The sequence below is a fragment of the Streptomyces sp. NPDC004647 genome (assembly GCF_040609575.1).
Taxonomy (GTDB): Bacteria; Actinomycetota; Actinomycetes; order Streptomycetales; family Streptomycetaceae; genus Streptomyces.
In genome coordinates this window covers 1-18,784 of sequence record NZ_JBEXKU010000033.1, presented here as the reverse complement: position 1 = coordinate 18,784, position 18,784 = coordinate 1, and the positions used below count along the sequence as shown (strand labels likewise).

Annotated in this window: 15 protein-coding genes and 2 tRNA genes; 12 read left to right on the top strand and 5 right to left on the bottom strand. The window is 70.7% G+C overall.

Going from position 1 to position 18,784, the window contains the following annotated elements:
* Nucleotides 1-45: 45 nt before the first annotated feature.
* Nucleotides 46-1,434, bottom strand: coding sequence for an AarF/ABC1/UbiB kinase family protein (locus ABZW18_RS16770; RefSeq protein ID WP_356187909.1), 1,389 nt, complete (start codon nucleotides 1,432-1,434; stop codon nucleotides 46-48).
* Between the two features lie 33 nt (nucleotides 1,435-1,467).
* Nucleotides 1,468-2,637: a ThiF family adenylyltransferase gene (locus tag ABZW18_RS16765; RefSeq protein WP_356187907.1), complete on the bottom strand. Its 1,170-nt coding sequence runs from the start codon at nucleotides 2,635-2,637 to the stop codon at nucleotides 1,468-1,470.
* A gap of 176 nt (nucleotides 2,638-2,813) precedes the next feature.
* On the opposite strand from ABZW18_RS16765, the gene ABZW18_RS16760 reads away from it, so the two are divergent.
* The 4 genes from ABZW18_RS16760 (at nucleotide 2,814) to ABZW18_RS16745 (ending at nucleotide 6,731) form a co-directional block, all read left to right on the top strand.
* Entirely contained in the window at nucleotides 2,814-3,410 is a 597-nt protein-coding gene (locus tag ABZW18_RS16760; protein WP_356187905.1) for a M48 family metallopeptidase, read from the top strand.
* A gap of 113 nt (nucleotides 3,411-3,523) precedes the next feature.
* A complete protein-coding gene (locus tag ABZW18_RS16755; protein WP_356187903.1) occupies nucleotides 3,524-5,257 on the top strand; it encodes a TerD family protein in 1,734 nt (577 codons plus the stop codon).
* 11 nt (nucleotides 5,258-5,268) lie between these two features.
* Nucleotides 5,269-5,952: an AIM24 family protein gene (locus ABZW18_RS16750; RefSeq protein WP_356187901.1), complete on the top strand. Its 684-nt coding sequence runs from the start codon at nucleotides 5,269-5,271 to the stop codon at nucleotides 5,950-5,952.
* 17 nt (nucleotides 5,953-5,969) lie between these two features.
* Nucleotides 5,970-6,731, top strand: coding sequence for an AIM24 family protein (locus ABZW18_RS16745; RefSeq protein ID WP_356187899.1), 762 nt, complete (start codon nucleotides 5,970-5,972; stop codon nucleotides 6,729-6,731).
* Nucleotides 6,732-6,761: 30 nt separating this feature from the next.
* Here the strand turns inward: ABZW18_RS16745 and ABZW18_RS16740 are convergent, their stop codons facing one another.
* Both ABZW18_RS16740 and ABZW18_RS16735 read right to left on the bottom strand, forming a co-directional pair.
* Complete coding sequence (locus ABZW18_RS16740; protein ID WP_356187897.1) at nucleotides 6,762-7,289, bottom strand: NUDIX hydrolase; 528 nt, start codon at nucleotides 7,287-7,289, stop codon at nucleotides 6,762-6,764.
* A complete protein-coding gene (locus ABZW18_RS16735; RefSeq protein WP_356187895.1) occupies nucleotides 7,286-8,728 on the bottom strand; it encodes a zinc-dependent metalloprotease in 1,443 nt (480 codons plus the stop codon). Before ABZW18_RS16735 ends, ABZW18_RS16740 begins: the two co-directional genes overlap by 4 nt.
* A gap of 192 nt (nucleotides 8,729-8,920) precedes the next feature.
* Between ABZW18_RS16735 and ABZW18_RS16730 the strand changes: the two genes are divergently transcribed.
* The 4 genes from ABZW18_RS16730 (at nucleotide 8,921) to ABZW18_RS16715 (ending at nucleotide 12,174) form a co-directional block, all read left to right on the top strand.
* On the top strand, nucleotides 8,921-10,030 hold the full coding sequence (locus ABZW18_RS16730; RefSeq protein ID WP_356187893.1) for an NAD-dependent epimerase/dehydratase family protein: 1,110 nt from the start codon (nucleotides 8,921-8,923) through the stop codon (nucleotides 10,028-10,030).
* A gap of 119 nt (nucleotides 10,031-10,149) precedes the next feature.
* Nucleotides 10,150-10,608: a molybdenum cofactor biosynthesis protein MoaE gene (locus ABZW18_RS16725; RefSeq protein ID WP_356187891.1), complete on the top strand. Its 459-nt coding sequence runs from the start codon at nucleotides 10,150-10,152 to the stop codon at nucleotides 10,606-10,608.
* Nucleotides 10,609-10,812: 204 nt separating this feature from the next.
* Entirely contained in the window at nucleotides 10,813-10,986 is a 174-nt protein-coding gene (locus ABZW18_RS16720) for a hypothetical protein (RefSeq protein WP_356187889.1), read from the top strand.
* Nucleotides 10,987-11,082: 96 nt separating this feature from the next.
* Nucleotides 11,083-12,174, top strand: a complete 1,092-nt coding sequence (locus tag ABZW18_RS16715; protein WP_356187887.1) for a PDZ domain-containing protein — start codon at nucleotides 11,083-11,085, stop codon at nucleotides 12,172-12,174.
* Between the two features lie 221 nt (nucleotides 12,175-12,395).
* Here the strand turns inward: ABZW18_RS16715 and ABZW18_RS16710 are convergent, their stop codons facing one another.
* Complete coding sequence (locus ABZW18_RS16710) at nucleotides 12,396-12,953, bottom strand: PPA1309 family protein (protein ID WP_356187885.1); 558 nt, start codon at nucleotides 12,951-12,953, stop codon at nucleotides 12,396-12,398.
* 136 nt (nucleotides 12,954-13,089) lie between these two features.
* Here ABZW18_RS16710 and ABZW18_RS16705 point away from each other — a divergent pair, with 136 nt between their 5' ends.
* From ABZW18_RS16705 to ABZW18_RS16690, 4 genes are all read left to right on the top strand, one after another.
* Nucleotides 13,090-15,963 carry a UPF0182 family protein gene (locus tag ABZW18_RS16705; RefSeq protein WP_356188008.1) on the top strand — a complete coding sequence of 958 codons (2,874 nt, stop codon included), beginning with the start codon at nucleotides 13,090-13,092 and terminating at the stop codon, nucleotides 15,961-15,963.
* Between the two features lie 42 nt (nucleotides 15,964-16,005).
* Nucleotides 16,006-16,079 (top strand) — tRNA-Met (locus ABZW18_RS16700).
* A gap of 252 nt (nucleotides 16,080-16,331) precedes the next feature.
* A complete protein-coding gene (locus tag ABZW18_RS16695; protein WP_356188006.1) occupies nucleotides 16,332-18,254 on the top strand; it encodes a tetratricopeptide repeat protein in 1,923 nt (640 codons plus the stop codon).
* Between the two features lie 390 nt (nucleotides 18,255-18,644).
* Nucleotides 18,645-18,718 (top strand) — tRNA-Met (locus tag ABZW18_RS16690).
* Nucleotides 18,719-18,784 lie beyond the last annotated feature (66 nt).

Here is an 18,784-nt window from a genome sequence, read left to right as displayed (position 1 = left end):
GGCAGGCCCCGCCCGGCAACGGCCCGGACCGGCCCCGGAAAGGGCCTAGGAGCCCGCGGCGGTCCCGTCCTCCTCCAGCACGCCCTCGCCCGCCTCCTCGGGTCCGAAACCAGGCACCCAGGCGGCCAGTTCGTCACGCATCCGCACCCGTGCGCCCAACTGGCACAGCACGCCGATGGTGCTCAGCGTCACCCGGTGGATCAGAAGGTAGGAGGGCGGCAGATTGAGCTGCCTGCCCAGTTGGTGTGCGGGGGAGCGGGGATCGGCGATACGGGCCGCCTGAGCGCGCATCCATCCGCGGGTGAAGGTGAACTCATCGACCCGGGCCGGCTCGATGACCGGCAGCAGATAGTCGAGCACCGCGTCGGGGTCCAGCTCGACGGACGGTTTGACGAAGCCTTCCTGGCACAGCATCGCGTACACGGCCTCGGCATCGCCGTCGAGCGTCATCCGCAGCGAGGCACCGATGGTCGGCGGCAGCCCGTCCGGCAGCCGGTCGACGGTGCCGAAGTCCAGCACGCCCAACTGCCACTTCTCGGGCGGCCCGTCGGGCGCGTCTCCTACGAGGAGCCGGAAGTTGCCGGGGTGCGGGTCCGCGTGCAGCAGCCCGGTGCGGGCCGTGCCGGAGAACAGGAAGCGGGCCAGCAGCTGTCCCGCCCGGTCCCGCTCCGCCTGCCCGCCATGGGCTATGACCTCCGAGAGCGGTATCCCCTCCATCCACTCCGTGATCAGCACCTGGTCGTTCTGGTGCACCACATCCGGCACCACCACATCCGGGTCGTCGGCGAACTCCTCCGCGTGCGCTCGCTGCGCCTGGGCCTCCAGGTCATAGTCCAGCTCCTCCGACACCCGGTCGCGCAGCTCGGCTATGAGGGGCTTGATGTCCATCCCCGGAATCAGCGGGCCCAGCATGCGTGCGAATCGGCCCAATTGGGTGAGATCCGACAGCAGCGCCTCACCCGCGCCCGGATACTGCACCTTGACGGCCACCTCCCGTCCGTCGTGCCACACCGCACGGTGGACCTGCCCGATCGACGCCGCGGCGGAGGGCTTGTCCTCGAACTCCTCGAACAGCTCGCGCCAGTCCTCGCCCAAATGCTCTTCCAGGACCCCGTGAACCGTCCGCGTCGGCATCGGCGGCGCCGCTTCCTGGAGCTTCGTCAGCGCCGCCCGGTACGGTCCTGCCACCTCCTCCGGCAGCGCGGACTCGAACACCGAAAGCGCCTGCCCGAACTTCATGGCACCGCCCTTGAGCTCGCCGAGCACCTTGAACAGCTGCTCGGCAGTGCGCTGTTGGAGCTCTCTGCCAACGATCTCCGCCGACCGTCCGCCGATCCGCTTGCCGAGCCCCCAGGTGGCCCGTCCGGCGAACCCCAGTGGCAGAGCTGCCAACTTGGCGGTACGCGTGACCGCCTTGCGGGGAAGATCAGACATTCGCCCCTCCAACTCACTGCACCTTCCGGAGGGCTACCCCCGGTGCGGCACCGCAGACGGCGGCCGCCCGGCCATTGTCCCGTGCCGCTCCTCGGCCACGGAGGGGGCTTCCCCGCAGGGGCCCGGAGCGGCCCCTGCCGCACCGCATCCGCAGCTCGGATGAGGTGCGATCCGCCGCGGCTCCCACAACAGGTCCGGCAGCGCGAACTCCAGCCGCGCCCCCGCGCTGACCGGGAGCTGTCCGTCCAGAAACGTCAGCGCATGAGAGGCGGCGAGCCCCGTCACCACCGTGGCCAGTGCTGTGTCGCACGCCACTGCGCCGGAGCCGCCGCGCCCCGACCGCCACTGAGCGAGCATCCGGGGCCAGGCGGGCTCACGTTCGGCACGGTCCAGGGCGAGACAGCCGGTACAGGCCGAGCCACCCGGCAGCACCAGCGGCCCCACGACACCGGTGCCCTCGATCACACCCGCGTACAGATGCGGTGTCCCGGAGGCGATCAGCTCCTCCGCGACGAGAGGGTCGGGGGCGTATGCGGACAATCCGTCACGCGGGGCCAGCACGACGAGCGCCGTCCCCGCCCCGGCCGACTCCGTACGCCGCGGGCGCAGACCCGGTGCAGCGGCTCGTACGACGCGCCTGGCGGCCACGCTCCGCCGTTCGCCGACGGAGTCCGCGGGCACGCCGGACGGGACGACATCCCACGGCTCCACACAGCCGCCGTCCGTCACCTCGACCTGCCCCACCCCGGACGCCGACAGCGCGGCCGCGATCGCCGCACCCACTCGGCCCGCGCCGCGTACCTGTACGGATATGGCTTCCCGCGCCGCCATCCGCCTCGCCGCACCGCCCGGCTCCGGATGCACCACGGACAGCGACGCCAGATCCGGCCGCAGCCGGTCCCAGGCGGCTCGCCGGTCTTCCCCGGCAGCGGCGGGACTTCGGCCCGCTGTCGGGTCGTCCAGCAGACCGGCCGTCTCCAGCCGGTCCACCAGCTCATCCGCCCGCTCGGCCGTCAGTCCTGTCGCCTCGGCTTCCTTCCGCAGCAGTGACAGTCCGCGGGTGCCGTCGAGCAGGCTCAGAAAGCTGCCCGTCGCCGTGTCCACCGGGCCCAGCACCACGGCGTGCGCGGCCGCCACGCCGAATTGCACGGTCTGCCGGTTCCGCCAACCCCGCCGCAGCGCTGGTTTGAGCATCGGATGCATGGCCGTCCCCCGTCGATCGATCCGGCCTTCAGCGTGCCCTCACCGAGCGCCGGCTGCGGAAAGTTGTCCACAGGCGGTGGCAATAGTCATTCAAATGGTGCACACCGTGGGGTGCATACACCGTGAACCGATCCAGGGGCAGGACTTCCGCCACCCCCAGCGGGTAACGTCGGGGCGTGCCCGCCGACCCACTGCAGCGCGCCGGCAACGCGCAGCGCAGCGCATCCACCCAGCCGACCCGCGGGTCGGGGACCAGTGCGGTCGAAGTCCGCAGAAGCGCTCGACGGCGCAGGACGGTGTCCGCCTACCGCGAGGGCGACCGCACCGTGGTCCTGATCCCGGCCCGTATGTCCGAAGCCGAGGAACAACGCTGGGTGTCCGTCATGCTCGACAAACTGGCGGCCCAGGAGAGCAAGCGGATGCTGGGCGACGGCGAACTCGCCGAGCGGGCCCGGCGGCTGTCGGACCAGTACCTGGAGGGCCGGGCCCGCCCGGCAACCGTCCGCTGGGTCACCAACCAGAACACCCGGTGGGGCTCCTGCACCCCCGCCGAGGGCAGCATCCGCCTCTCTCACCGCCTCCAGGGCATGCCCGAGTACGTCATCGACTACGTACTCGTCCACGAGCTGGCGCACTTGCTGGTGCCGGGCCACGGGCCCCGCTTCTGGGAACTGCTCGACGCCTACCCCCGCACCGAACGGGCCCGCGGCTATCTCGAAGGCGTGGTCGCTGCCGAGCGGCTGCCGCATCTGCCCGCCGCTCGCAGCGAATAGCCCCGAGAGCGCGGTGCCAGGAGCATTCGCGCACCGGGATCGCCCCCTGTCGGCCCGAGCGGCTAGCCTGACGCAACGGATACACAGCTCGGGATGGGGGACGGTCGGTACGCATGGCCAGGGAATTCCAGCGAGGCCACAAGGCCAAGATCAGTGACCTGACAGCGGGGACGGATCTGTACGTAGGTGTGCAGATATCCGGGTCCGGACTGTCCTTCGACATCAGCTGTTTCGGCCTGGACGCCGACGAGCGGCTGTCCGACGACCGGTACTTCATCTTCTTCAACCAGCCGAAGTCGCCCGAGGAGTCGATCCAGCAGCTCGGGGCGCAGGCCGGTGACACCGAGTCGTTCCGCGTCACGCTCGACCGCATCCCGGCGGACATCCACCGGCTCTCCTTCACCGCCGCGATCGACGGCGCCGGGCAGATGTCGCAGATCGGCCCCGGGTACATCCGGATCGTGGCGGGCGGCGAAGAGGTCGTCCGCTACGCGTTCAACGGCTCGGAGTTCACCAGCGAGCGCGCCGTCATGCTCGGCGACTTCTACCTGAAGGACGTGTGGCGGTTCGCCGCAGTCGGGCAGGGGTTCGACGGCGGCCTGGACGCGCTGCTGAAGAACTTCGGCGGCGAGGTGCTCGAGGAGGAACCCGCGGCGCAGCAGCCGCCCGGTGCCGCCCCGGGCTTCGCCCCGCCCCCCGGCGGAGCATCCGCGCCGGGATTCGCCGCACCCGCCGCGCCCCCGGCTCCAGCAGCCCCGCAGCCCGCACCCGACTTCGCCCCGCCGCCCGGTGCCACGCCGCCGGCTGCGCAGCCCGAGCCGCCGCAGCAGCAGCACATGCACGCGGCACCGACCATCGCCGCTCCCCTCGCGCCCCCCGGGCCCGGCCAGCACAGCCCGCCCGGCGCCGGCCAGGTCGCGCCGCCCGGCCCGCCCGGCCCGCCCGGCCCGCCCGGCCCGCCTCCCGGTCAGACGGCCGGCCACCAGGCCCCTCCGGCACCGGCGCCCTACGGACAGCCGCAGGGCGCTCCGGGGCAGTTCCCCGGCCAGCCGGGCTCGTACGGCCAGCCCGGCGCCCCCGCTCCCGCGCCTTACGGCCAGCCCGCACAACCCGCTCCGTACGGCGGGCCGGGCCAGGCGCCCGGCCAGCCGCAGTACGCCGGTGCGGCGGCGGCCGGCGCGGCCGCACCCGGTCTCGGTGCCGCGCTCCAGAAGTACCGCGAGGCGCCCACGGGCCAGCGGTGGACCCTGCAGAACCCGCAGCTCGTCCGGATCGACCTGGGCGCCGACGGACAGCCCGTACTGGCCCGCCAGGGCAGCATGGTGCTCTACCAGGGCAAGGTCGACTTCAGCTACAAGGGCGCCGGCTTCCGCGGCCGGATCGTCGGCAGTGCCACCGGCCAGGAGATGCAGCTGATGCGCTGCGCCGGCCGCGGCCAGGTCTTCCTCGCCGAGAACGGTTCGCACATTCACCCGATCGAGCTGCAGGGCGACTCGATCTGCGTCTCGGCGGAGAACGTTCTCGCCTTCGACGAATCGTTGCAGCACGAGGTGCGGCGGATCGAGGGCCACGGCATTCCCGGCGGGGCCCTGTTCACCATGCAACTCCAGGGCACCGGCACCGTCCTGGTGAAAACGCAGGGGATCCCGGTCGTTCTGCCGGTCACCCCGACCACCTTCGCCGACAGCAACGCCATCGTCGCCTGGTCCGCTGCCTCGCAGGTGATCATCTCCAGCCAGGTGCGGCTGCGCCGCAACGCCTACCCCGGCCACAGCGGGGAGACCGTGAACCTCCAATTCCGCGGTGCACCGGGCAACTTCATCGTCGTCCAGCCCTACGAGGTCTGAAGGAGCCCGTCATGGACCAGACACTGATCGCGGGCTACGCCCCGACCCCGATGGCCGCCCGGATGGAGAACCACGGGCGCAGCATGCTCAAGGTCGCCATGCAGAGCGGCCAGGACCTCTTCGCACGCACCGGCTCGATGGTCGCGTACGAGGGCTTCGTGCAGTACGAGCCGAACCCGCCGGCCGTCCGTCAGATGGCGTCCCAGTGGCTCAGCGGCGAGGGCGCCCCGCTGATGAAGTGCAGCGGCGACGGCCTGCTCTATCTCGCCGACTACGGCGCGGACGTCGTCTGCGTCAACCTCGACAACGACTCCCTCTCCGTCAACGGCACCAACCTGCTCGCCTTCGACGGCCACCTCCAGTGGGGTGTCCAGCGGGTCAAGGGCATGGCCAAGTTCGCCGGCCAGGGGCTCTTCAACGTCGGGATCTCGGGCACCGGTTGGATCGCCCTGACCTCGCGAGGCACCCCGATCGTCGTCGATGTCGGCAGTGGCGACGACGAGACCTGTGTGGACCCGGACGCGCTCGTCGCCTGGTCCAGCGGACTGAAAATGAAGGGGAAGCGCAGTTTCAAGGCGTCTTCCATGATCGGCCGGGGCAGTGGCGAGGCGTACCAGCTCGGCTTCTCCGGCCAGGGGTTCGTCGTGGTACAGCCGAGCGAGGACAGCACTGACCGGCTCCGGGCCCGGGGCTGAGGGGGAGCGAACACACCATGCAGAGCCCGCTTTTCGGTTTCACGGAAACCCAGACCCAGGACCGGTACGCGCTGCAGAACCCGCAGTTGCTGCGCGTCGCCCTCACCGGCCATGACGACGTTCTCGCCCGCAAGGGATCGATGGTCGCCTATCAGGGGCTGATCGAATTCGACGGCGAGTACCGGACCTCGGGGCAGCGCCGTGCCCGCGCCAACACCGGTGAGAGCCTCGATCTGATGCGCTGCTCCGGGCAGGGCACGGTCTACCTCGCCAACCTCGCCCAGTACGTCCACGTGGTGGATGTGGACCACGACGGGCTGACCGTCGACAGCGCGTACGTCCTGGCGCTCGACTCCACACTGCACTGGGAAGTGATCGCCGTGGACAGCCAGTTCGGCATCTCCGGCTCGGGTGCGTACAACCTGCAGATCTCAGGCCAGGGCAAGGTCGCGCTGATGACCTCCGGTCAGCCGCTGATGCTGCAGGTCACCCCGGACAAGTACATCAACGCCGACGCCGACGCCGTCGTCGCCTGGTCCACGTCGCTGCGGGTGCAGATGCAGGCGCAGACGCACTCGTCCGGAGTGTTCCGGCGGCGTGGCAACACGGGCGAGGGCTGGGAGCTCAGCTTCCTCGGTCAGGGGTACGCGCTGGTCCAGCCCAGCGAGCTGATGCCGCCGCAGAACGCGGAGATCGGCCAGGGGCTGCGCGCCCAGTACGGCATGGGCCAGCAGGGCGCCCATGGCCAGAACCAGGGCAACATCTGGAACAACCGCTAGGCCGGTGTGCGCGGGCCGTACCCGCGCGCCTCACAGCAGCGCGCGGGTACGGTCCACCAGCCCTACGACGGACGCGTCCGCCACCCCGGCCACCTCGTCGTACCCGAACCAGCGCAGGTCCAGCGACTCATCGCTGATCGCTGCCACCGCGCCGTCCGGCGCGAGCGCCGCGTACTGCACATCCAGATGCCATGCGCAGGGCGTGTGATGGCGGTCCAGCCGGACGGGCCCGGCGGGCAGGAGCGTCAGGCCGTCGATCCCGGATTCCTCCGTGGCCTCGCGGAGTGCGGCGCGCGCCAAGGTCGCGTCCTGCGGTTCGCAGTGCCCGCCCATCTGAAGCCACATCCGCAGCTTCCGGTGCAGGGTCAGCAGGACCCGCCCGCTCGACGGATCGACCACGAGCGCGCTCGCCGTGATGTGCCCGTCGCGGCAGCTTTTCCACAACCCGTCGGGGTACGAGGCCAGATGATCCCCGTACGCGATCCGCAGCCGCTCCTGCGCGGTGTCGGGAGCGGGCCACTCCTTCAGGACCCGCTCCGCGTCCTCGTGGAGGCTCACCGCGCTTCGTCGTCCTTGCCGCCCTCGTCGTCCTTGCCGCCTGCCTCGTCCTTGCCGCTGTCCTTCTTCAGGTTCGGCTTTCCGTCGCCGCCCGCGGCCTCCCCGAGCATCTTGTCCAGCTCCGAGAAGTCCAGCTGCTCGCGGTGCACGAACCCGTCGGGGTCGTCCAGGTCCTGTGCGGTCGGCAGCATGTCCGGGTGTGCCCACAGCGCGTCCCGGCCGTCCAGCCCCCGCGCGTCGGTCAGCGAAGCCCACAGCCGCGAGGCGTCCCGCAGCCGTCGTGGCCGCAGCTCCAGCCCGATCAGCGTGGCGAACGTCTGCTCCGCGGGGCCGCCGCTCGCCCGTCTCCTGCGCAGGGTCTCGCGCAGCCGCTCGGCGGACGGAAGATGGGGCATCGCGGCGGCGTGGACGACCGCGTCGACCCAGCCCTCCACGAGCGCCAGCGCCGTCTCCAGCCGCGCCAGGGCCGCCTTCTGCTCCGGAGTGTCCTCCGGCTGGAACATGCCCTGCTGCAGCGCCTCCTGGATCTGCTCCGGGTGCGTCGGGTCCATCTGCCCGACGACATCCTCCAGCTTCGCGGTGTCGACCTTGATCCCGCGGGCGTAGCCCTCGACGGCGCCGAACAGGTGCGAGCGCAGCCAGGGCACATGTGCGAAGAGCCGCTGGTGGGCGGCCTCGCGCAGCGCCAGATACAGCCGTACCTCGTCCTGCGGGACACCCAGGCCGTTGCCGAAGACCTCGATGTTCACCGGCAGCAGCGCGGCCTTGCCGGCCGGGCCGAGCGGCAGCCCGATGTCGGTGGAGCCGACCACCTCACCGGCCAGTACGCCCACGGCCTGGCCGATCTGGGTACCGAACATGGCGCCGCCCATGGAGCGCATCATTCCGAGCAGCGGGCCGGCCATGGCCTGCATCTCCTCGGGGAGCACATCGCCCATGGCGGCGCCGACGCGCTCGGCGACCGGGTCCACCAGGTCCTTCCACACCGGGAGGGTCGCCTCGACCCACTCGGCGCGGCTCCATGCCACCGCGGCTCCCGAGCCCGACGGCAGCGAGGTGACGCCGTCCAGCCACAGGTCCGCGAGCCGAACCGCCTCCTCGACGGCGGCCCGGTCACCCGGCCCGACGCTCGAGTCCTTGGTGCCGTCGGCGGTGCCCTGCGCGACGGTCTGCCGCGCGATGTCCTTGGCCATGTCCCAGTTCACCGGGCCGCCCTCGTAGGAGAGCATCTGCCCGAGCTGCTGGAAGGCCGCGCCCAGGTCGTTCGGGTTCAGCGAACCGAACATCGCGGCGAGCGGGTTGTCCCCACCGCTCCCGCCGCCGAACCCGAACGGATTTGCGGGGCCCTGATTGCCGCCCTGGCCACCCTTCTTCTTGCCGTCGTCGCCGTCCTCCGGCTCCTCCGGCGGAAGGCCGAATCCGAATGGGTTGTCACTCACGGGTTTCCTCGGCTCGTAGGGCCGCCGACCCGGGGCCGGCGGCGACTGCCCGACATCACAACCCAGCGTAGACACCCTGCCCACCTCTAGGCTCAGTGCTCGGCTGCCCGAATGTCTGCGGCAGGATGAACGCCAACTGGTACGTACGCGTCACTGTCGGTACGTACTGAAGACAACCGCTGGAGACGCCCGGTGAGTTCCCCAGACCCAGAAGTTCGCGCAGCGCGAAACGGCGCTGCGGCGCCCGCGCGGCGCCCCGTCGTCGCGGTCACCGGTGCCGCCTCGGGCGTCGGTGCCCTGCTCACGCGGCGGCTCGCCGCGTCACCGGAGATCAAGCAGGTCGTGGCGATCGACGAGCGGCGCGGCGATGTCCCCGAAGCCCAGTGGCACCTGCTCGACGTGCGGGATCCGGCCATCGCGGAGAAGCTGCGGGGCGCCGACGTGGTGGTGCACCTCGCCCTGGACCTCGACCTGGAGACCGACCCCGCCGCGCGCACGGCCTACAACGTGCGGGGCGCCCAGACCGTACTGACCGCGGCCGCGGCGGCCGGCGTGCGCCGGGCCGTCCTGTGCACATCGGCGATGGTCTACGGCGCGCTGCCGGACAACGACGTGCCGCTCGCCGAGGACGCCGAGCTGCGCGCGACCGCGGAGGGGACCGGTGTCGGCGACCTGCTGGAGATCGAGCGGCTCGGCCGCCGCGCGCCCCGAGCGCACCCCGGCCTCAACGTCACGGTGGTAAGACCCGCCACCCTGGTCGGCGGTACTGACACCGCACTGACCCGTTACTTCGAGTCCCCCCGCCTGCTGGTCGTCGCCGGGTCCCGCCCCACCTGGCAGTTCTGTCATGTGGAGGACCTGGTGAGCGCCCTGGAGTACGCGGCGCTGGAGAAGGTGGAGGGCGAGCTCGCGGTCGGCTGCGACGGCTGGCTGGAGCAGGAGGAGGTCGAGGAGCTGACCGGAATCCGGCGTATGGAGCTGCCGTCCGCCGTGGCCCTCGGCGCGGCCTCCCGGCTGCACCGGCTCGGCCTCACCCCCTCCCCGGTGGGCGATCTCGCGTACACGATGCATCCCTGGGTGGTCAGCGGCAGCCGGATGCACGACGCGGGCTGGCGCCCGCAGTGGACGAACGAGGAAGTCCTCGCGGAGCTGCTGGAGGAGGTCGCCGGCCGGCATACGGTCGCGGGCCGCCGGCTGGGGCGCAAGGACGCGACGACGCTCGGCGCGGCCGGCGCGACGGTGGCTCTGGTCGGTACGGCGGCACTGGTGAGAAGGGCCCGCAAGGCCCGCCGCCGGACGTAGGCCGGGCCCCGCCCCAGCCCCGCCCGGGAGGGGGCCGTTCTCCTGCGGCAGCCGGAGCGAAAACAGGTTTCCGGCATACGGGATTCCGTAACGGGTGCTCGTGCGGCACGATGGACGCCATGGCACGCACGCACGAGCACCCCGGCGAGGCCCCGGCACCGGACCCGATCCGCCTCCTCGCGATCCGCGACACCCCCCTGTCCATCGATGAGGTGTTCGCGGCCGTCGGGGACGACTCCGCGGGCGGCACGGCGCTCTTCGTCGGCACCGTGCGTGACCACGACGGCGGGACCGATGTGTCGGCCCTCGGCTATTCGTCCCACCCCAGTGCCGAGGCCGAGCTGCGCCGCGTCGCCGAGAAGGTCGCCGCGGACTTCCCCGTACGTGCCATGGCCGCGGTCCACAGGGTGGGCGACCTCGCGGTGGGTGATCTCGCGGTGGTCGTGGCGGTCTCCTGCCCGCACCGAGCGGAGGCGTTCGCCGCCTGCCGCCGCCTGATCGACGATCTGAAGCACGAAGTCCCGATCTGGAAGCACCAGACCTTTGCCAATGGCACCGAGGAATGGGTCGGCGCGTAGCGCCGTCGTTGAGGCGGTGGCCGGGCGAGCGGGAGGGTTGGCGCGTAGCGCCGTCGTCGGGGCGGGCGGTGGCCGGGTGCCGGACGGTTCCTCGGATGGCCCTCTCCGGTTGCGTAACCCACCCCCCGCGGTAAGCGTTGATCTGGCGGATGGTTAATCTGCTCATCGGTCAGTTGTGCTTGTGTATGGGGTCGGGAGGCCGGTATGGCGGCGCTCGCTTGGTTGCTGATTCCGGTTGTTGCGGCTGTCGTCGCCGCGGTGTGGGCCCGCTGGGCCGCTCGTAATCGGAAGATCGGTGATGTTGCCGAGCTGGCGGGCTATGCGCGCTTCCGCGAAGCGATGGAACAACGTCCCGGCTCCGAGTCCGACGCGGCCTGACGCCCACGGGCGCGCCGCGGGTCACGTACCGCCGGGCCGCCCCGTACGGACCGGCCCCGGAAGTGCACTGTCGGACCCGTCCCGTACTGTCGTTCCATGCCACGCCGCACCGCGACGATGCTCGCTTCAACTCTGATGCTGATCGCACTGCTGTGTGCCGGGGTGCTGATTCCCGTGCCGTACTCGGAGTTGTCTCCCGGTCCGACGGTGAACACCCTGGGCGAGCACGGCGGCGAGCCGGTGCTGCAGATCTCCGGGCGCAAGTCCTATCCGGCGACGGGCCACCTCAATATGACGACGGTCAGGGTCACTGGCGCCGACTACCGGATGAATCTCGTCGAGGCGGTCTACGGCTGGCTCTCCCACGACGACGCCGTCGTCCCGCACAGCACGCTGTACCCGGACGGCCAGACCGCCGAGCAGGTCACTCAGGAGAACGCCGAAGAGTTCAGCCAGTCCCAGGAGAGCGCCAAGGTCGCGGCGATGAAGGTGCTGGACCTCCCGGTCTCCGCGCGCGTGGTCGTGGCCTCCGTCGTCAAGGACAGCCCGGCCCAGGGCAGGCTGCACGCGGGCGATGTGATCAAGGCCGTGGACGGTACGCGGGTCGGGAAGCCCGGTGATGTGGCGAAGCTCGTGACCCGGCACAAGCCGGGTCAGCGGGTCGAGTTCACCATCGTCCCGGCCAAGGCGGCCGCGGCGGCGGAGAAGGCGGGCAAGCCGGAGCCGGGGACCCGCGAGTCGGTCTCCGTGACCACGAAGAAGGCACCGGGCGACGACCGGGCGATCGTCGGCATCCAGGCCGGCACCGACCACACCTTCCCGTTCAAGATTGACATCAAGCTCGCCGACGTGGGCGGGCCGAGCGCCGGGCTGATGTTCGCCCTCGGCATCGTCGACAAGCTGACCCCGGACAATCTGACGGGCGGCACCTTCGTCGCCGGTACCGGCACGATCGACGACAACGGCAAGGTCGGCCCGATCGGCGGCATCCAGATGAAGACCGTCGGGGCCCGGGCCAAGGGCGCCGAGTACTTCCTCACGCCCAAGGACAACTGCGCCACCGCTGCCCGGGACGTCCCCAGCGGACTGACCCTGGTGAAGGTCGACACGATGGACGACGCCGTGAAGGCGCTGAAGGACATCCGCAACGGAGACACGGCCGACCTGCCGCGGTGCGCGACAGGCTGACCGCCGCCGGCCGGGAACTGCCCGTCGGCCCGGGCCCGCCACTCCGGGCCCGCCAGTCCGGGCCCGCCAGTCCGGGCCCGCCACTCCGGGCCCGCCAGTCCGGGACCCGTCGAACCGGGCTCCGCTCGGGGGCTCTGACGTCACCAAGGGCAGCTCCGGGTGGCGCTCCGCAGCGGTCATTCTCCAGCAGTGACTCCCCAGCGGCAGTGACCCGCTGCGGGTCACTCGGCGAAGGTCGCCTTGAGGGCCTCGGCCAGTCCCGGCACCAGGTCGGAGCCGGTGAGCACCTCGGTCGGCGAGTCCTTCTCGCGCAGCCGCAGCGCCGTCTCCCGCGCACCGTCCCGCAGCACTGCGACCGTCATCCGGACCTCCTGGCGCTCCGGGTGCCCGGCCACCCACTCCGCGAGCTGCGCCTCGTCCAGGCCCTCCGGCACGGAGGACTCGGCGGACGGCGGGAGCATCAGCCGCTCCACGGTCATGGCGCAGCCGACCACCGCATCGGGCCAGGCGATGGTGGCGAGGAACTCGTCGAGCGGACTCCCGGCCGGAAGCTCGTCCTGCTCCACAGGGGTCAGGGAAGACGTTTCGGCGCCGTCGTCGAGCCCGAGCTGGGTGGCGAGACCCGGCTCCTCGGAGCGCAACCGACCGGTGTCGACGAGCGCGAAGAGCCGGGCAGGCTGATCCCAGCCGAGACCGGAGGCGTACTCGTCGATCTCGAGTACGGCGCGGGTGAGGGGGTTGGCCGCCATGGGCGTGCTGCCGGGGGAAAGGTTGGACATGCTCAATATCTTGCCCCCTTCGTGACCCGGATCGGGAACTGGGTAAAGCTTGAGTAAGTTGCATGAGTGGGCCCTACGATCGCGGGGCCTGTTCATACGACAGCGAAACTTCGAGGTGCGCACCTTGGCTTTCCAGATGCCGGACCGCGGCGGAGGCCCGACGGGGCCACGGATCAGAGTCCACCGACCGTCCCGGCGCGTCCGGACCCTGCTCATGACCATGGGCGTGCTGGCCGTGCTGTTCATGATCTTCGTCATGTTCGCCGGGTTCTGGACGGACTGGCTCTGGTACCGATCGGTCCATTACTCCTCGGTCTTCACCACCACCCTGTGGACCAAGATCGGTCTCTTCTTCGTCTTCGGCCTGTTGATGGCCGCTGCCGTCGGGGTCAACATCTGGCTGGCGCACCGGCTGCGGCCGCCGCTCAGCGCGATGTCGGCCGAGCAGCAGAGCCTGGACCGCTACCGGATGAGCATCGCCCCGTACAAGAAGTGGGTGCTGGTCGGGGTCACCGCCCTCGTCGGGCTGATCGCGGGCGCCTCCGCTTCCGGCCAGTGGCGCACATGGCTCCTGTGGGTCAACGGCGTGTCGTTCGGCACCAAGGACAAGCAGTTCGGCAAGGACGTGTCCTTCTACGCCTTCGATCTGCCCTGGTACCGCTTCCTGCTGGGCTTCGGCTTCGCGGCGGCCGTGCTGAGCCTGATCGCGGCCGCGCTCGTGCACTACCTCTACGGCGGACTGCGGATCACCAGCCCCGGAGCGCGTGCGACCGCCGCCGCCACCGGCCATCTGTCGGTACTGCTCGGCTTCTTCGTCTCGCTCAAGGCGGTCGCCTACTGGCTCGACCGCTACGGGCTCGCGGTGAAGTCCAGCGATCTGAAGTCGACCAACGGCTGGACGGGCCTGCGGTACGTCGACGCCAACGCCTACCTGCCCGCGAAAACGATCCTCTTCTGCATCGCCGCGATCTGCGCGGTGTTGTTCTTCGCGACGCTCTGGCGGCGCACCTGGCAGCTGCCGGTCATCGGCTTCGGACTGATGGTGCTCTCGGCGATCCTCATCGGCGGGCTCTACCCGGCGATCGTGCAGAAGTTCCAGGTCCAGCCGAACGAGCAGGCCAAGGAAGCGCAGTACATCAAGAAGAACATCGAGGCCACGCGGAAGGCGTACGGCATCGACAGCGCGAAGGTGTCGGACTACTCCGGCATCAGCAACACGAGCGACAACGAGAAGCTGCGCACCGACGCGAACAGCACGGCGAGTCTGAGGCTGTTGGACCCCAATGTGGTCTCGCCGACCTTCCAGCAGCTTCAGCAGGTGCGTGGCTACTACGGCTTCCCCGGCACTCTCGACGTTGACCGCTACCCGGGAAAGAACGGCGCGGAGCAGGACACCGTCATCGGTCTGCGCGAGCTGAACATCAACGGGATCCCCGAGCGCAACTGGATCAACGAGCACTTCAAGTACACCCACGGCTATGGCGCGGTGTCGGGGAAGGGCACCGAGGTGACCCCCGGCGGCGCACCGGACTTCACCGAGTCCAACCTTCCGACCAAGGGTGAGCTCGGCAACTACCAGCAGCGGATCTACTACGGCGAGAAGACCTCGCAGTACTCGATCGTCGGCGGCCCGCAGAAGGAACTCGACTACACCAACAAGAACGGCAGCGAGAAGACGTACAGCTACACCGGGAAGAGCGGGGTCAACCTGTCGAACCCGGTGAACCGCGCGGCGTACGCGGTGGCGTTCAGCGAGCCGCAGATCCTCTACTCGGGGGCGATCGGCCAGGGGTCGCGGATTCTGTACAACCGGACGCCCAAGGAGCGGGTCGAGTCGGTGGCACCGTGGCTGACCATCGACGGCGACGCCTACCCCGCGGTGGTGAAGGGCCGGGTCCAGTGGATCGTCGACGCCTACACCACGTCCAACGGCTTCCCGTACTCGTCCCGTACGACGCTGGGCGACACGACGGCCGACTCACTGACGGACGGCCAGCGAGCCGTGGTCGCACAGCAGAACCAGGTCAACTACATCCGCAATTCGGTCAAGGCGACCGTGGATGCGTTCGACGGCAAGGTGAAGCTGTACGAGTGGGACACCAAGGACCCGGTCCTGAAGACCTGGGAGAAGGCGTTCCCCGGGACGGTGGAGCCGAAGAGTGCGATCGACCCCGATCTCATGCAGCATCTGCGGTACCCGCAGGACCTGTTCAAGGTGCAGCGTGAGCTGCTGACGCGCTACCACGTCACCGACTCCGCGCAGTTCTACAGCGGCAGTGAGGTGTGGCAGGTGCCGCAGGACCCGACGAACAAGTCGGGGAACGCGGTGCCGCCGTACTACCTCAGCATGAAGATGCCGGACCAGAGGGAACAGTCGTTCTCGCTGACGACGACGTTCACGCCAAGGGGGCGGGAGAACCTCGGGGCGTTCATGGCCGTCGACGCGGACGCGAAGAGTCCCGACTTCGGCAAGATCAGAATGCTGAAACTGCCCTCCAACACCACGGTGTCGGGACCTCAGCAGGTGCAGAGCAAGTTCAACTCCGAGACGTCGATCGCCAACGAGATCAACATCCTCAAGAGAGGCGACTCGGAAGTCGAGTACGGCAACCTGCTGACCGTCCCGCTGGACGGCGGGCTGCTCTATGTCGAGCCGGTCTACGTCCGCGGCGCCGGCACCAACTACCCACTGCTCAAGAAGGTCCTGGTCTCCTACAACGACCGGACGGCCTTCCGGAACACGCTGGGTGAGGCGCTCGACGAGGTCTTCGGGAAGAGCACGGGCACGACCAAGCCGCCGAGCGACGGTACGCGGCCGCCGGCATCGCAGAATCCGACGGTGCAGGAGGCGCTCGGCGACGCCCAAAAGGCGTTCGAGGCAGGCCAGAAGGCGCTCCAGGAGCAGAACTGGACCGAGTACGGGAAGGCTCAGGAGGACCTCGAGGCGGCGCTGAAGCGGGCCGCCGACGCCGAGAAGAAGGCCGCCCAGGGAGCGAAGCCAGGCGACTGAGCAGGCTCCCCTCCGCGCCGTGCTACGGTTGGCACACAACGGCGCGGGGTGGAGCAGCTCGGTAGCTCGCTGGGCTCATAACCCAGAGGTCGCAGGTTCAAATCCTGTCCCCGCTACGACAGAAGGACCCGGAGTCAACAGACTCCGGGTCCTTCGCTTGTGTGGGGGACGCCGCGGAATCAGCGTTTGGCAAGTAGCTCTGTCGGGAAGTCGACAAAACGTCGAAGTGACTTCACGGGCTGCGGTATGCCAGGTGTACGCGGGTTGCAGGTGGTGCGACGATGGCCCTTATGGGGGACAAGGCAAGTCTGTTGGAAACAGGTCGGTTTGTGGACCCGCCGGATGACGGGTCGGGTCCGGATGCGCCGATGCTCGGCGAGAGCTGCCAGGGCACCGCCACGCTCAACGTCGAGGCGGAGGAGGAGACCCGTCACCGGCACGCCGCCGATGCCGGGGATACGGACTCGATGAGCGTCGTGGGTGCGCTACTGCTGCGCCGCGGTGACCTCGACGGCGCCGAGCCGTTCCTGCGGGCCGCGACCGGAGCGGGAGACCGGGCGGCGGCGAACAACCTCGGCGTGCTGGTGCATCAGCGCGGTTACCCGGAGGAGGCGGCCGGCTGGTGGCGGATCGCCGCCGTGGCCGGTTCCGCCGCGGCCGCGCACGCCCTGGGCCGCCACTACCGGGAGCGCGGTGACGAGCCCGCTGCCGAGTACTGGCTGCGCCAGTCCGCGGAGTCGGGGCACGCCCTCGGGGCCTACGCGCTCGCCGATCTGCTGGAGCACCGCGGCGACGTCGGTTCCGAGCGCTGGTTCAGGACCGCCGCGGAGCAGGGGCACCGCGAGGCCGCGTACCGCCTTGCGCGCATCCTGGACAAGCACCGCCCGGACCGGCAGCGGCTGGAAGAGCGGATCCTCGAGAGGCCCGCACCGGCGAGACCCGCTCCGGAGACCCGCGGCGCCGACGCCCGTCATACGGACAACCGCCGTACGGACAACCACCGTAGGGACAACAACCGTACGGACAACGACCGTACGGACACCCGTGGTCCGGAGGCCGGTGGCCCGGACGAGCAGCTCGACGACCCCGGCCACCACGCCGCGCAGGGCCAGGCGGAGCAGTGGTACCGGCAGGCCGCCGCGCGCGGTCACCGGCGCGCAGCGCTGCACCTGGGCACGCTCCTGGAGGAGCGCGGCGACACCCGGGAGGCCGGCCGCTGGTACCTCACCGCGGCCAAGATGGGCGAGTCGCGCGCCGCCTGCGCACTGGGCTTCCTGCTGCGTGACGTCGGCGACACCGACAGCGCCGCGATCTGGTGGCGGCGGGCCGCTCAGGAGGGCGACGGCAACGCCGCCAACGCCCTCGGCGCGCTGCACGCCGACCGTGGTGAGCCGCAGACCGCCGAGCGCTGGTACCGCACCGCGCTCGACGCCGGTGACGTCAACGGCGCCTTCAACCTCGGCCTCCTCTGCGCCGAGCAGGACCGTACGCCACAGGCCGAGCAGTGGTACCGGCGCGCGGCCTACGCGGGGCACCGCGAGGCCGCGAACGCCCTCGCCGTACTGCTGCTGCAGCGCGGCGACGCCGCCGGTGCGGAACCGTGGTTCTCCAAGGCCGCCGAGGCGGGCAGCGTGGACGCCGCGTTCAACCTCGGCATCCTGCACGCCGGGCGCGACGAGGACGCCATGGCGCGGCAGTGGTACGAGCGCGCGGCCGTGGCCGGGCACACCGAGGCCGCCCTGCAGGTCGCCATCGCCCTGCTCCGGGACGGCGACGAGCGGACCGCGGAGCGGTACCTGCGCTGCGCGGCAGGCGGCGGCAGCTCGGAAGCCGCCTTCCGGCTCGGCACGCTGCTGGAGCGGCGGCAGCGTCCCGAGGAGGGGGACGGCGGGACCACCGAGTGCGAGGAGTGGTATGAGCGGGCGGCCGAACAGGGCCACCGGCGGGCCCAGGTCCGTTGCGGGATGATCGCGTCGTTCCGCGGCGACGTGGTGGAGGCGGCGCGCTGGTACCGCACGGCCGCCGAAGCGGGCAGTCGCAACGGCGCGTTCAACCTCGGCTTGTTGCTCGCGCGCGAGGGCAGTGACCCTGAAGCGGCCCTCTGGTGGACCCGCGCGGCCTCGGCGGGACACGGCCGGGCCGCGCTGCGCCTCGCGCTGCTCGCCGCGCGCCGTGGTGATCTGGCGGAGGGCCAGCAGTGGTGCTCGAAGGCGGTGGAGCTGGGCCCCGCCGAGGTCACCGAGCGGGCGGCACGGCTGCGCGACGCGCTCCAGCAGGAGCTGACGGCGTAGCCCGGGACGACGCACCCGGCGTTGCGTGAGCCCGGGGCGGTGCCCATCCCGGTGGGGCGGGCACCCGCGCCGGGTACCAGCGCCGCGTACCCGTGCCGCAGCACCCGTACTGCGGCGGTGAGGGTTGCTCTCCCCGTCGTGCCCTGCCGACGACGACCATGAGGAGACGCCGGATGCGAAGGCCCCGCGGACCTGCGTATCCGGCAGTCCGATTCCGCCGGGCGGTAGGCCTGTACGGAGCCCTCCCCACCGGGCTTGCGAACTCGCGCGAACGTCCCGTGACAGCTTCGGCAAACTGCATGCTCGCGGGCCGCCGCCGAGTGAGCGGAGGGGGCCTCCTAAACGATTTGCGCTGGTCGTCGGCTTGAGGTTAGAGTTGGGGCACACCGACGCGGGGTGGAGCAGCTCGGTAGCTCGCTGGGCTCATAACCCAGAGGTCGCAGGTTCAAATCCTGTCCCCGCTACGACGACGAAGGCCCGGATCCCAAGGATCCGGGCCTTCGTCAAGCGCCGGGACTCGGCGGGGCACC